Source organism: Streptomyces sp. NPDC014764 (genome assembly GCF_043082785.1).
GTDB classification, from domain to species: Bacteria; Actinomycetota; Actinomycetes; order Streptomycetales; family Streptomycetaceae; genus Streptomyces; species Streptomyces althioticus.
Window position 1 is genome coordinate 233100 of record NZ_JBIBXY010000007.1, and the last position, 11753, is coordinate 244852.

The 11753-nt window shown below is 73.5% G+C and carries 12 protein-coding genes; 6 read left to right on the plus strand and 6 right to left on the minus strand.

Annotated features, from left to right (window positions below; translation table 11 throughout):
* Window positions 1–162: 162 nt before the first annotated feature.
* Entirely contained in the window at window positions 163–1524 is a 1362-nt protein-coding gene (locus ACF1AG_RS19840) for a dipeptidase (protein ID WP_359604460.1), read from the minus strand.
* Between the two features lie 194 nt (window positions 1525–1718).
* Here ACF1AG_RS19840 and ACF1AG_RS19845 point away from each other — a divergent pair, with 194 nt between their 5' ends.
* On the plus strand, window positions 1719–2963 hold the full coding sequence (locus ACF1AG_RS19845; RefSeq protein ID WP_359604458.1) for a geranylgeranyl reductase family protein: 1245 nt from the start codon (window positions 1719–1721) through the stop codon (window positions 2961–2963).
* A gap of 6 nt (window positions 2964–2969) precedes the next feature.
* On the opposite strand, the gene ACF1AG_RS19850 is transcribed toward ACF1AG_RS19845, so the two are convergent.
* Window positions 2970–3425, minus strand: coding sequence for a nitroreductase family deazaflavin-dependent oxidoreductase (locus ACF1AG_RS19850; protein ID WP_359604456.1), 456 nt, complete (start codon window positions 3423–3425; stop codon window positions 2970–2972).
* A 150-nt stretch (window positions 3426–3575) separates the two neighbouring features.
* Here ACF1AG_RS19850 and ACF1AG_RS19855 point away from each other — a divergent pair, with 150 nt between their 5' ends.
* The 3 genes from ACF1AG_RS19855 (at window position 3576) to ACF1AG_RS19865 (ending at window position 6692) form a co-directional block, all read left to right on the plus strand.
* Window positions 3576–4280 (plus strand): TetR/AcrR family transcriptional regulator, encoded by a 705-nt coding sequence (locus ACF1AG_RS19855; RefSeq protein ID WP_359604454.1) that lies wholly within the window; start codon window positions 3576–3578, stop codon window positions 4278–4280.
* A gap of 517 nt (window positions 4281–4797) precedes the next feature.
* Window positions 4798–6030 carry a sensor histidine kinase gene (locus ACF1AG_RS19860; RefSeq protein ID WP_387797070.1) on the plus strand — a complete coding sequence of 411 codons (1233 nt, stop codon included), beginning with the start codon at window positions 4798–4800 and terminating at the stop codon, window positions 6028–6030.
* Window positions 6027–6692 carry a response regulator transcription factor gene (locus tag ACF1AG_RS19865; RefSeq protein ID WP_359604451.1) on the plus strand — a complete coding sequence of 222 codons (666 nt, stop codon included), beginning with the start codon at window positions 6027–6029 and terminating at the stop codon, window positions 6690–6692. Before ACF1AG_RS19860 ends, ACF1AG_RS19865 begins: the two co-directional genes overlap by 4 nt.
* Here the strand turns inward: ACF1AG_RS19865 and ACF1AG_RS19870 are convergent.
* The 4 genes from ACF1AG_RS19870 to ACF1AG_RS19885 form a co-directional block, all read right to left on the minus strand.
* The gene (locus ACF1AG_RS19870) at window positions 6653–6952 is read right to left on the minus strand and encodes a DUF6332 family protein (RefSeq protein WP_359604449.1); all 300 of its coding nucleotides are present in this window, start codon (window positions 6950–6952) and stop codon (window positions 6653–6655) included. The genes ACF1AG_RS19865 and ACF1AG_RS19870 overlap by 40 nt on opposite strands.
* A gap of 46 nt (window positions 6953–6998) precedes the next feature.
* A complete protein-coding gene (locus tag ACF1AG_RS19875; RefSeq protein ID WP_359604447.1) occupies window positions 6999–7733 on the minus strand; it encodes a maleylpyruvate isomerase family mycothiol-dependent enzyme in 735 nt (244 codons plus the stop codon).
* 54 nt (window positions 7734–7787) lie between these two features.
* On the minus strand, window positions 7788–8666 hold the full coding sequence (locus tag ACF1AG_RS19880) for an SDR family oxidoreductase (RefSeq protein WP_359604445.1): 879 nt from the start codon (window positions 8664–8666) through the stop codon (window positions 7788–7790).
* 110 nt (window positions 8667–8776) lie between these two features.
* Window positions 8777–9940, minus strand: a complete 1164-nt coding sequence (locus ACF1AG_RS19885) for an MFS transporter (RefSeq protein ID WP_391810113.1) — start codon at window positions 9938–9940, stop codon at window positions 8777–8779.
* A 253-nt stretch (window positions 9941–10193) separates the two neighbouring features.
* On the opposite strand from ACF1AG_RS19885, the gene ACF1AG_RS19890 reads away from it, so the two are divergent.
* On the plus strand, window positions 10194–10676 hold the full coding sequence (locus ACF1AG_RS19890) for a hypothetical protein (protein WP_359604441.1): 483 nt from the start codon (window positions 10194–10196) through the stop codon (window positions 10674–10676).
* A gap of 202 nt (window positions 10677–10878) precedes the next feature.
* Window positions 10879–11535: a class F sortase gene (locus ACF1AG_RS19895; protein ID WP_359604439.1), complete on the plus strand. Its 657-nt coding sequence runs from the start codon at window positions 10879–10881 to the stop codon at window positions 11533–11535.
* The last annotated feature ends 218 nt before the right edge of the window (window positions 11536–11753 follow it).

Genomic DNA, 11753 nt, shown 5'->3' on the forward strand with positions numbered 1-11753 from the left:
CCACCTACGGTGCGCCCCCGGCCCGCGTGCCGTGCGATCGCCGTCGCCGTCGCCGTGGCCGAGCCGCGTCACCACCACGCCCGTGCCCGCGCCCGACGCCCGTGGGCCGGAGCGCCCCGCCCGCCCGAGCGGGACGCTCCGACCTCGTCAGCGGGCGGCCTATCAGGATGCCTGACCCGCGTAGTTCAGCAGGAACAGCGCCTCGGCGACCGACAGCCGCTCCAGCTCGTCCGGCGACACGCTCTCGTTCACCGCGTGGATCTGCGCCTCCGGCTCGCTCAGGCCGATCAGCAGGATCTCCGCCTTCGGGTAGAGGGCGGCGAGCGTGTTGCACAGCGGGATCGAGCCGCCCTGACCCGCGTACTGCATCTCCTGGCCCGGGTACGCGACCGCCATCGCGTCCGCCATGGCCTGGTACGCCGGGCTGGCCGGGTCGGCGCGGAACGCCTGGCCCTGGCCGATCTGCTCGGTGGTGACGCGTGCGCCCCACGGCGTGTGCGACTCGACGTGAGCGCGCAGCAGTTCGGTCGCCTGCGCCGCGTCCACGCCCGGCGGCACCCGCAGGCTGATCAGCGCCCGCGCACTCGCCTGCACGGACGGCGTGGCGCCGACCACCGGCGGGCAGTCGATGCCGAGCACGGTGACGGCCGGGCGCGCCCAGATGCGGTCGGCGACGGTGCCTGAGCCGATCAGCTCGACGCCGTCCAGCACCTTGGCGTCCTTGCGGAACTGCTCGTCCTCGTACTGGATGCCCTGCCAGGCGCTGTCGCCGCTCAGGCCGTCCACCGTCGTGCTGCCGTCCTCGGCGCGCAGCGAGTCCAGCACCCGTACCAGCGCGGCCAGCGCGTCGGGCGCGGCCCCGCCGAACTGTCCGGAGTGCAGGTTGCCCTCGAGAGTGTCGACGCGCACCCGCACCAGCGTCATGCCGCGCAGGGTGGTGGTGACGGTCGGCAGTCCTGCGCGGAAGTTGCCCGCGTCGCCGATGACGATCGTGTCGGCGGTCAGCAGGTCCGGGTGCGCTTCGGCGTACCGCTCCAGGCCGCCCGTGCCCTGCTCCTCCGAGCCCTCCACGATGATCTTGACGTCGACCGGCACGCCGCCGTTCGCCTTCAGGGCGCGCAGGGCGAGCAGGTGCATGATGACCCCGCCCTTGCAGTCGGCGGCGCCGCGCCCGTACCAGCGGCCGTCGCGCTCGGTCAGTTCGAACGGCGGCGTGGTCCAGCCGGTCTCGTCAAGCGGCGGCTGCACGTCGTAGTGCGCGTACAGCAGCACGGTCTTCGCGCCCTCGGGGCCGGGGAGGTGGCCGTAGACCGACTGGGTGCCGTCCGGGGTGTCGAGCAGGGCGACGTCCTGGAAGCCCTCGGCGGTGAGCGCGGCGGCGATCCAGCGGGCGGCGCCCTCGCTCTCCTCGCGGGGGAACTGGCCGAAGTCCGCCACCGACTTGAAGGCCACCAGCTCGGTGAGCTCCTCCTTCGCCCTGGGCATCAGTGAGGCGACGGTCGCGGCGACCGGATTCGACGACATGGGCACGCTCCTTGTGGGTGCGACGTTGTGCAAGTGCGTACTTCGCGGTACGCGATGATCGTGTGGTGTGCGTGAGTGACCCATGTAAGGGGCACTCACGCCGCCGATCCTCCCACAGCGGACCGTCACGACCGCCGCCGTAGGATGCGGGAGGACAGCAGCGGCAGGCGGCGTGATCGGAGCAGCGGACCATCGTGAGCAGCGAGAACTCTTCGGCGGACGACGTGCGGCAGGTGTGGGACGTCGTCGTGGTGGGCGCGGGACCCGCGGGGGCGTCGGCGGCCTACGCGGCGGCGGTCGCGGGGCGGCGCGTACTGCTGCTGGAGAAGGCGGAGCTGCCCCGGTACAAAACCTGCGGCGGCGGCATCATCGGCCCGTCGCGCGACTCCCTGCCGCCCGGCTTCGAACTGCCGTTCAAGGACCGGGTGCACGCGGTGACGTTCTCCAGCAACGGCCGCTTCGCCCGGACCCGCCGCTCCCGGCAGATGCTCTTCGGGCTCATCAACCGGCCCGAGTTCGACCAGCAGCTCGTCGAGCACGCGCAGAAGGCCGGGGCCGAACTGCGCACGGGTGTCGCCGTGCAGCGCGTGGAGCAGCACGGCTCGGCCGTGCCGGACCGGCGCACGGTCGCCGTCGTCCTCCAGGGCGGCGAGACGGTGCTCGCGCGGGCCGTGGTGGGCGCCGACGGCAGCGCAGGCCGCATAGGGGCGCACGTCGGGGTGAAGCTGGACCAGGTCGATCTGGGCCTGGAGGCGGAGATCCCGGTGCCGGAGACGGTCGCCGAGGACTGGAAGGGGCGGGTGCTCATCGACTGGGGCCCCATGCCCGGCAGTTACGGCTGGGTCTTCCCCAAGGGCGACACCCTCACCGTGGGCGTCATCTCGCGGCGCGGCGAAGGCGCCGCCACCAAGCGCTACTTGGAGGACTTCATCGCCCGTCTCGGCCTCGCGGGCTTCGAACCGGCGATCTCCTCCGGGCATCTGACCCGCTGCCGGGCCGACGACTCGCCGCTGTCCCGCGGCCGGGTGCTGGTCTGCGGTGACGCTGCCGGGCTGCTGGAGCCGTGGACCCGCGAGGGCATCTCCTTCGCGCTGCGCTCCGGCCGGCTGGCGGGGGAGTGGGCGGTGCGCATCGCCGAGGCGCACGACGCCGTGGACACCCGCCGCCAGGCCCTCAACTACGCGTTCGCCGTGAAGGCGGGCCTCGGCGTGGAGATGAGCATCGGCAAGCGGATGCTGGCGGCGTTCGAGCAGCGTCCGGGCGTCTTCCACGCGGTGCTGACCGGCTTCCGCCCGGCGTGGAAGGCGTTCAAGGACATCACGCAGGGCTCGACGACGCTCGGCGAACTGGTCCGCACCCATCCCATGGCGCACCGCGCGCTGATGGCGCTGGACCGGCGTCCCGCGAGCGGCGGCGGCGAGGCAGGCGCCGGACAGTGACCGGGGTCAGTCCCGGACGGTGATCCGGAAGACCGGGTGGTCGGGGGCCGCCGCCAGGATCTCCTCGTCGGAGGACTTGGCGGTGACCCCCTTGAAGTACTGGTTGACCTCCCAGCCCCACTTCTCCAGGTAGGTGCGCAGCAGCGGCAGCTTCTCCTCGTCGGGGATCTCCACGGCCGTGAAGGTGCGCACCTTGCGGCCGACGCGCAGTTCACCGCCTCCGGCGACCCGCATGTTGCGCACCCACTGCGAGTGGCCGCGCGCCGAGATCAGGTACTGCTGCCCCTCGAAGGTGTGCGGGTTGACCGGGAGCCGCTGCATCTGCCCGCTCTTGCGGCCGCGGACGGACAGCTCGGCGCTGCCGGCCAGGCTGATGCCGTGCCGGGCGAGCCAGCCGACGATCCGGTTGAAGCGGGCGGCGACGGGACCGGCGGTGAGGTAGTGCGGCGTGGACGACGACATCGGGACCTCCGGGAAGGACGGGGGAGAGCGCCGCTCTGTTTTGTGAGCTCTGCTCTCGCTTCGACTTCAGTGTGCCCGGTCGGGTGCGGCAATGCAAGAGCGGTGCTCTCGTTTGTGTGCGCCGCTCTGTTTTCGTGGAACACTGACGGCATGACGAGCACACCGCACGGTGCCCGCGCACGGGCGAGGATCGAGATCACCGCGGCCATCAAGGAGGAGGCGCGTCGGCGGCTCGCCGAACAGGGCGCCGCCGAGCTGTCCCTGCGGGCCGTGGCCAGGACGCTCGGCATGGCCTCCTCCGCGATCTACCGCTACTTCCCCAGCCGTGACGACCTGCTGACCGCTCTCATCACCGACGCCTACGACTCCCTCGGCGAGACGGCGGAAGCGGCCCTGAAGGCGTCCGACGGCGCCCCCGCGGGGGCACGATGGACCGCCGTGTGCGAGGCCATCCGCGGCTGGGCGCTGACCCACCCGCACGAGTACGCGCTGATCTACGGCTCCCCGGTGCCCGGGTACGCCGCACCCGCGACCACCGTCCCGGCCGCCGCACGCGTCGGCTTCGCCCTCATCGACGTCGTCCGTGACGCGCACCGCGCAGGGGAGCTGGACGTCGCGCCCGTCCCGGCGCACCTGGAGCCCGAGGCCGCGCGCATGGCGGCGGACTTCGTCCCCGACCTGCCGCCCGCGGTGGCACCGGCCTGCGTGGCCGTCTGGGCGCAGCTGCTCGGCCTGATCGGCTTCGAGGTGTTCGGCCAGTTCACCCGCATCGTGGAGGAGAGGGACGCGTTCTTCCGCCACACGGTCGACGGCCTCGCCCGCACGGTGGGACTCCGACCGGCCGCCACCCCCTAGGCTCCGTGTCTTGCGGGTGGTCTGGGGCCTGGGCTTTCCGAGCTGGGCATCGTCGCGGTGGTCTGAGGGCCGGGGTCTTCCGGGCCGGGCACCTGCGAGGGCGATCTGAGGGCCGGGGTCTTCCGGGCTTCGCGTCTCGCGGGTGGTCTGGAGGGCTGGGGTCTTTCCTCGCTGGGCAGCCTCGCAGGTGGTCTGGGGGCTGCGGTTATCCGGGCTGGGCAGCCTCGCGGTCGGCCTGCGGGACGGCGCCCCAGGGCCACACCCTGCGGCATCGCTCGCGTGGTGGGTCTGCGGCCGGTCGCCGCCACCTGCGACCGGCCGCCGCCACCGAGCCCCGCGCCTCGCGGCCGGCCTGCGCTTCGTGCCCGTCCCCACACTCCCGCCCGCCCGTCGAATGCCGCCCCGCCGCGTCTCCCGGGCGCTCAGCGCCCCTCCCGGCCGTACTTCCCCGGGAGTACGTGTGATCACGCCGTCCGGCCGACGGCGCCGGGCGGGCCCGGCGTCTAGCGTGGCGGGCATGGACGAACAGCGTGGGCCCGGCGTCGGTCCGCCGGAGCGGTGGTGGCGGTACGGCCCGCCCGGCTGGGACCGTCGCGCCGCCGAGCGGGTCCAGGGCGCCCGGTTGCCGTGGCCCTCCACGGTGCTGTTCACCGCCTTCGTGCTGGTCGGCTCCGGTTTCGCCGACCACGCCCAAGCGGGCGAACGGGTGGCCCTCGACCCGCTGGGCCGCGTGCTGCTGCTCCTGTCGGGCGCGGTGCTCCTGTGGCGGTGGCGGCACCCCGTCGCCGTGTTGTGGGGGACGGTGGCCGCCGTCCTGCTGTACCTCGGGGCCGGATATCCGTACGGGCCGGTACTCCTGACCGTCGCGGTGGCCGGTTTCGCCGCCGTCGTCTCGGGACGGCGGTACGCGGCCTGGGCGGCGATGGGGACGCTGTGGGCCGGGCATCTGCTGCTCGTCCACGTCCTGTACGGGTGGCTGCCCCCGTCCGGCGACGACGCGGCCCCCTGGACCGAGGAGATCGTCGTCGCCACCTGGGTCGTGGCGCTCCTCGCCGTGTCCGAACTGGCGCGTGTCCGCCGTGAACAGTGGGCGCGCGAGCGGGCCGAGCGGGCCCGTGCGGAACGGCGGCGCGCCGACGAGGAGCGGCTGCGCATCGCCCGTGAACTGCACGACGTGCTCGCGCACAGCATCTCCGTCATCAACGTCCAGGCGGGTGTCGGACTCGCCCTGCTGGACAGCGACCCCGAGCAGGCCCGCACCGCGCTCACCACCATCAAGGGCAAGAGCAAGGAGGCGCTCGGTGAGGTGCGTCAGGTGCTCGACACCCTGCGCGCCCCCGGAGCCGCCCCGCGTACCCCGGCCCCCGGCCTGGACCGGCTGCCCGAACTGGCGGAACAGGCCGCGAGCGCGGGACTGACCGTCACCGTCGAGGGCGAGCCGCCCCGGCTGTCGCCCGGCGCCGACCTGGCCGCCTTCCGCATCGTGCAGGAGGCACTCACCAACGTCGTACGGCACTCCGGGTCCCGTGAGGCGCGCGTGCACATCGAACGGCGCGACGGGCGGCTGCGGCTGCTGGTCGACGACGACGGGCCCGCCACCGGCGCCGACGCGGGCGGCACCGGCAACGGGCTGGCCGGCATGAGGGAGAGGGCCGCCGCGCTCGGTGGCACCATCGAGGCGGGCACCCGCCCGGACGGAGGGTTCCGCGTGCTCGCCGTCCTGCCGATCGGGACCGAGGAGGACCGGTGATCCGTGTGGTGCTCGCCGATGACCAGTCACTGGTCAGGGCAGGGTTCCGGGCCCTGCTCGACGCGCAGCCGGACATCGAGGTGGCGGGGGAGGCGGCCGACGGCGGGGAGGCGCTGCACCTGATCCACGAGGTGCGGCCCGACGTCGTGCTGATGGACATCCGCATGCCCGGGCTCGACGGCCTCGCCGCGACCCGCCGCGTCACCGGGGACCCGGACCTGGCCGACGTGAAGGTCGTCATGCTCACCACGTTCGAGCTGGACGAGTACGTCTTCGAGGCGATCCGCTCGGGCGCCTCCGGCTTCCTGGTGAAGGACACCGAGCCGGACGAACTGCTGCGCGCGGTACGGGCCGTGGTCGACGGCGACGCCCTGCTCTCGCCGGGTGTGACGCGCCGGCTGATCGCTGAGTTCGCCGCCCGCTCCAAGGAGCCGGCCGCCGCGGGAGCCCTGGCGGAGCTGACCGAGCGGGAGCGGGAGGTGATGGCGCTGGTCGGACTGGGCCTGACCAACGAGGAGATCGCCCGCCGCCTGGTGGTGAGCCCACTCACCGCCAAGACCCACGTCAGCCGCACCATGGTCAAGCTGGGCGCCCGTGACCGCGCCCAACTGGTCGTCCTCGCCTACGAGTCCGGACTCGTGCGGCCGGGCTGGCTGGGCTGATCCGCCCGCCGGAACCGCACCAGCACGGACACGGTGCGGACGGCGAAGAGCACCCCCGCCAGGACACCGCCCCCGCGTACCAGAACCGTCTCCACCGTCCCCGGCAGCGCGAACAGCAGCGCCGGGCCGGCCACCGCGCCGAACACCACGGCCGCCGCGAAGGCCGCGCTGCACAGCGCGTACCCGATCTCGACGGTGATGGCGTCCCGCTCGGCCTGGCCGCGCCGGCCGCCCGATCCCGTTCCCCCGTGCTCACGCATGCCGGGAGTGAAACAGGCGGGCGGCCGGCGGGCAAGCATCACGGCCTCAGACGATCGCGGACGTCCCCCGCCACAGCTCCGCGAGCGCCGGGTCGCCCGTCACCTTCGGCACGGGAAGCCGGTTCCACAGCGACAGGTACAGCTCGGCGGCCGGACCGGCCACCTCGCACTCCGCGTCCCCGACGGCGTCCCGCGTGGTCACCGGGGGTTCCTGCGACAGCCGTACCGTCCACACCGCGTCCGCGTCCGTCGCGCGTACCCGGAGCACGCGCGGTCCGGGGGTGCGGACCCTGCTCTTGCGGCGGGCGTGGAAGCCGCGCAGCAGTTCGTCGACGCCGTCCACCGCGAAGTCCGTGGCGACGGGTGCCGGGTCGCCGCCGCGCGCGGCCTGCGCGTCCCAGCGGTGCACGGTCGTCTCGTGGGCCTGGCGGCGGGCCCAGAAGCCGAGCCCGGAGCCCGCGCCGGGCAGGAAGGTCCAGCACTCCACGTCCGGCTTCGCCTCGCGGAGCGTGTCGACGAGCGCGCGGTGGCAGGCGCGGTACCAGGCGAGCAGTTCCGGACCGTCCAGGCCCGGGTGCTCCTCCATCGGGCGGGGTGCCGGGCACGCGTCGGCGACGAAGCCCGCCGCCCACCGGTGCACCACGCCGGTGTGCCGCAGCAGGTCCCTCACCTGCCAGTCCGGGCAGGCGGGCACGGCGGCTCCGGGCCCCGCCTGCTCCGCCGCGTCGGCCAGCAACCGGCCCTCGTGCTCAAGGATCTCCAGGTACCAGGCAGTCTCCATGGCCGGGAGTCTGCCCCACGGAGGGCCGGTGCGGTCAGTGCTTTTCGGAGTGCCCTACGGCAGCGGCGTCCCGCCCGTCGCGTTCACGATCTCGGCGGTGATGTACGACGCCTCCTGCGAGGCGAGGAACACGTACGCCGGGGCCATCTCGGCGGGCTGGGCCGGACGCCCGATGGGGGCCTGCTTGCCGAACTCCGCGGTGTCCGGCAGCGTCGCCGGGATCAGCGGCGTCCACACCGGGCCCGGCGCCACGGCGTTGACCCGGATGCCCCGCTCGATCAGCATCTGCGCCAGTCCCTGCGTGAACGTGACGATGGCGCCCTTGGTGGTCGCGTAGTCCAGCAGATGCGGACTCGGCTTGTACGCCTGCACGGACGCCGAGTTGATGATGCTGCCGCCCTCCCGCATGTGCGGCACGGCCATCTTGCACAGCCAGAACATGCCGTAGAGGTTGGTCCGCACCACCCGGTCGAACTGCTCGGTGGTGATCGCCTCGATGCCGTCCGGCTGCGACATCTGGTACGCGGCGTTGTTCACCAGGATGTCGATGCCGCCGAACTCGGAGACCGCCCGGTCGATCAGTGCCCGGCAGTTCTCCTCCTCCCGGATGTCGCAGGAGACGGCCACGGCGCGGCGGCCGGCCTCCTCGACCCAGCGCGCGGTCTCGTCCGCCTCGTCCTTCTCGCTGTCCAGGTACGTGAAGAGCACGTCGGCGCCCTCGCGGGCGAACGCGAGGGCGACCGCGCGGCCGATGCCGGAGTCCCCGCCCGTGATCACGGCCGTACGGCCGGTCAGGCGGCCATTGCCACGGTAGGAGTCCTCACCGTGGTCCGGCGGCGGGTCCATGGGGCCGGTCCACCCCGGATGCGGCTGGTCCTGGGAGGGGAAGTCGGGGGTGGGGTGCTGGTCGACGGGGTTCTGCTGCTCGCTCACGTTCTCTCCCGGATCCGCGCGGTGGTCGCTTGCGGCGTCCGCCGGGCGGAGGACCGGCGGACGCCGACGACCGGGTACCCCGGGACCGCCCGACGATCCCCGCCGGTCGCTCAGTCCGTCCGCACGTGCCGGGTCGTGAACCCGATGACGGTGGCCACCGCCGCCAGCACCGCCACGCTGGTGAGAGCGGCCGGGAGGCTGTACCAGTCGGCCATGAAACCGATCGCGGGCGGGCCCAGCAGCATCCCGCCGTAGCCCAGCGTGGAGGCGGTCGCCACCCCGCTCGGGCCCGCCAGCGCGCCCGCCCGCTCCACGGCGACGGGGAAGAGATTGGCGAGCCCCAGCCCGGTGACGGCGTACCCGAGCAGCGCCGCCCACAGGTACGGGGCGAGCGCGCCGAGCAGCATGCCGGCCGCGGCCGTGGAGCCGCCCACCAGGATCGTGCGGGTCCGGCCCAGCCGTTCCAGCAGTGTGGTGCCGCTCAGCCGGCCGATCGTCATGGCGAGCGCGAAGCACAGGTACCCGACGGCCGCCGCGCCCGGCGAGGCGTCCAGGTCCTGCTCCAGATGGAGCGCGCCCCAGTCGGCCAGCGCGCCCTCGCCGTAGGCGGTGCACAGCGCGATCAGCCCGAAGACGACCACCAGGGCACGGGTGCGCCGGTCGCGCGGGGCAGCGGAGCTCTCGTCGGGGCGTCCTCCGTGCGCGGGGGTCAGCGGCTCGCACCGCATCAGCGCCCGCCCCGCGACCCCAGTCACCAGCAGTGCGATCACGGCGAGCCCTGTGAGGTGCCGGACCGGTGACAGGGACCCCGCGACCAGGGCGCCCAGCCCCGCGCCGATCATTCCGCCCAGGCTGAACGCCGCGTGGAAGCTGGGCATGATGGGCCGTCGCAGCGCCGCGACCAGGTCGACGGCCGCGCTGTTGAAGGCGACGTTGATCCCGCCGTAGGCCGCGCCGAACAGCAGCAGCACGAAACCCAGCGCGAGCGCGGAGTGGGTCAGCGGCGGCAGGGCCACGCTGACGCTGAGCAGGACCGCGCAGACCACGGTGACCAGGTGGCTGCCGTACCGGCGGCACAGCCGGCCGGTCAGCGTCATGGTGATCACGGCGCCCGCGGAGACGCCGAGCAGCGCGAGCCCCAGGGCGCTCGCGGACGCCCCGGTCTGGTCCTTGATGGCGGGGATGCGCACGACCCAGCCGGCGAAGACGAAGCCGTCCAGGGCGAAGAAGGCGGTCAGGGCGAGTCGGAGTCGGACGAGGTCGGTACCCGGCACGGCACTGTGCGAACGGGTTTTGTTTATTAGCGGCACAAAAGCAGCCTAGGCGGCGTCCCGATCCGGCGGCAAGAGAGCACGGGATGCGACGGAAGCGAGCCGGCGCACGGCCGGAGGAGTGGGGGAGTTAACCCGTGTGATCGTCCCGGATGGTGAGGTCGCGGGACATGACTGAGCGTGGATCAGGCCGGAGCCCGGGAGAGTTGTGCTGACGCGGAGTCAGCTGCCCGGCCTCCAGCGGAAGGACTCTCAGATGCGCTCTGCCCGCATGGTGCTCGCCGCCGCGACGGCCACGGCGGCTCTCGCCATCGCCGCCCCCGCGGCCTACGCCGACCACGACGGCGACAGCGGCCACGACAAGTCTTCCCACAGCAAGGAGTACGACAAGGAGAGCAAGCACGACCAGGGCGGCAAGTACGACAAGCCGCACGGCGGGGTCCACGCGGGCGGCGGCGCCCTGTCCGCGGTGACCGGCGACGACTGGGGCACCGCCAAGGACCCGAAGTACGACCCCGAGACCTACAAGGAGAAGGGCGACTCGGAGAGCGAGGAGTCCTGGAGCGGCAAGCAGGACAAGGAGTGGAAGCACGACAAGCCGCACGGCGGCGTGCACACCGGCGGCGGCGGTCTCGCCTCGCAGCCCGGTGTCACGGCGGGCGGCCTGGCCGCGCTCGCGGTCCTCGGCACCGGCGCCTACGCACTGCGCCGTAAGAAGGTCTCCGGGAACATGGCCTGAGCCGTGCCCGGGGTCATAGCGGCCGGGGCCGTCCCTGGCGCACAGCGCGTCACGACGGCCCCGCCCGCCCCCTTCCGAGTCCTCCCTCCCTGACAGTCCTCCGCCGTGCCCGAACGAGGTGGTTCCCCCGATGCCGGCCAGTCCCCCCACTCCCGTGAAACCCGACCAGGCGTCCCCGACGAGGCGCAGAGTGCGCTCCGTCATGACCGCGGTCTTCTGGGGCGGGGCCGGTCTGCTGCTGGCCACCACGCTGATGGGCGGCGGGGAGGACCCGCCCGACGACGCCCACGGGCCGCACGCCTCCCGCACGGTCGCCGCGGCGCCCTCGGCCGACGCGTCCACCGGACCGGCCGAGGGCGGTTCCGCCGCCTCGCCGTCCCCCGCCGAACGGTCCCCCGGCAAGCACCTGCCGCGCTCCGCGCCGACGAGGCTGGTCATCCCGTCCATCGGCGTGAACGCCCCCTTCACGGCACTCGACGTCGACAGCAAGGGCCAGCTCGAAGCGCCCCCGCCGAACAACACCAACCTCGTCGGCTGGTACGCCAAGGGCGTCTCCCCGGGCGAGCTGGGCACGGCGATCATCGCCGGGCACGTGGACACCAAGACCTCCGCGGCCGTCTTCGCGCGCCTCAGCGAACTGAAGAAGGGTGACCGCTTCCAGGTGCGGCGCGCCGACGGCACCCGTGCCACGTTCGTCGTCGACGAGGCGGAGTCCTTCGACAAGGACGACTTCCCGAACGAGCGCGTGTACGCCGACACCCCCGACGCGCAGGTCCGGCTCATCACCTGCGCCGGCGCCTACGACCGCGCCGCCAAGGACTACACCGAGAACCTCGTCGTCTTCGCCCGCCTCGTCTGAACCCGCGGCCGAGACGAACCGCTGCCCGGAGGGGACCTCCGGGCAGCGGTCCAGGACGCCGTACATGTGGTGGCCGCCCCGTCAGACGGAGACGGCCCGGAAGGACGCGGTGCAGATGTAGGGCGGGGACACCGGGGCCTCCCGGCTCACCGGGATCGCCCGGCTCACCAGGGCCGCCCGGCTCACCCGGCTCACCGGGGCCGCCCCGGGTGTTTGGT